A 1,107-nucleotide genomic window follows, 5' to 3' on the forward strand; every position below is an offset into this window, starting at 1 on the left:
TCGCCAAGGCAGTTTCGGGCGGCGATGGCGGCCGGTAGCCCCGATCCCCACCCAGCTTCTTCCCACGCCTTTTGGCTGCCGCGAGGGCCGCCTTGGTGCGCTCCGAGATCATCTTGGCCTCATGTTCCGCCACGGCCGACAGGATGTGGACCGTGAGCCGGTTCGCCTTGGGGAAGTCGGCGGCCTCGAACTCGACACCGCTTTCCATGAGGTTCGAGATGAAGGCCACGTTGCGAACCAGCCTATCCAGTTTGGCGACGAGGAGCGTGGCGCCTGTCCGCCGGCACCGCTCAATAGCGGCTTGCAGCTTCGGCCGGTCGTCCCGCTTGCCGCTCTCGACCTCGACGTAGGGTGGTTGGAGGAGGAGGTCTCCGGCGCGGAGGTGCGCCTTGATGGCAGCCTCCTGTGCCTCCAGGCCCAGCCCCGAGCGGCCTTGTTTGTCGGTCGATACACGGCAGTAGGCAATGTAGGTGGTCACGGTAGTGGGCCTCATTGGCGCTCAACCTGGGCTGCGTCCCTCCAAACGCCTTGTCGCCACAGATCAACGTCCGTCGATGGGCGGTGACATGACAATGAGGCTGTCGCCGGCTCGGTGGCTAGGTCCTCTGCGCCCGAAGCAGCTCTCCGAGGCCAGAGTGGCCGGATCTGCCTGAGGGCCGACAGTCAGAGTCTGCTAGCTTAGTGCCCGCCGACTCAGAGGTGAGGTGCCTCGATGCGCCCAAGCAGCACGCCGTGGCGGGGCATCAGTACGAAGTCATAGGCGCTCAGGAGGCGGGCTGACCATGCTGATCCAGCACCTTGAAGGTCACGCTGTCAGCCTTGAAGCCAGCCTGCACCAATTCGGCGACACGCGCCTTGCCAGCTTCGGTCGCCTCCTCAATCGTCCCATACTGCACCGGGAGGTCCTCCGGCGGCGTCCCCTGCTCGGAGGTGCCAGCTTGGGGTTCGACGTGGGCGATCTCGACAATGTAATACATCCCGCCACGTTGGCATGAACGCGCGCCAAGTCCAACCACTGACGTTCTATGGTGGTGTGATGCATCGCTGTGTGGTCCTCAGGACCGAAGCCGGGACGAGGAAGTCGCGGATGTTGGCGCGATTGTCGTG

At 64.5% G+C, this 1,107-nt stretch carries 2 protein-coding genes; both read right to left on the reverse strand.

Translation table 11 applies throughout. From position 1 onward, the window contains the following. Positions 1–478: recombinase family protein (locus MFF06_RS22595; protein WP_238208462.1), on the reverse strand; the 478-nt coding region annotated here is incomplete at its 3' end. A 286-nt stretch (positions 479–764) separates the two neighbouring features. After that, positions 765–977, reverse strand: coding sequence for a hypothetical protein (locus MFF06_RS22600; RefSeq protein ID WP_238208464.1), 213 nt, complete (start codon positions 975–977; stop codon positions 765–767). Positions 978–1,107: the final 130 nt, after the last annotated feature.

It is taken from the genome of Methylobacterium aerolatum, assembly GCF_022179085.1.
Lineage (GTDB): Bacteria > Pseudomonadota > Alphaproteobacteria > Rhizobiales > Beijerinckiaceae > Methylobacterium > Methylobacterium aerolatum.

Excerpts from the sequence above, each read along its gene's own strand:
- MFF06_RS22600 (WP_238208464.1), bottom strand. The coding sequence starts at position 977 with ATGTATTACATTGTCGAGATCGCCCACGTCGAACCCCAAGCTGGCACC.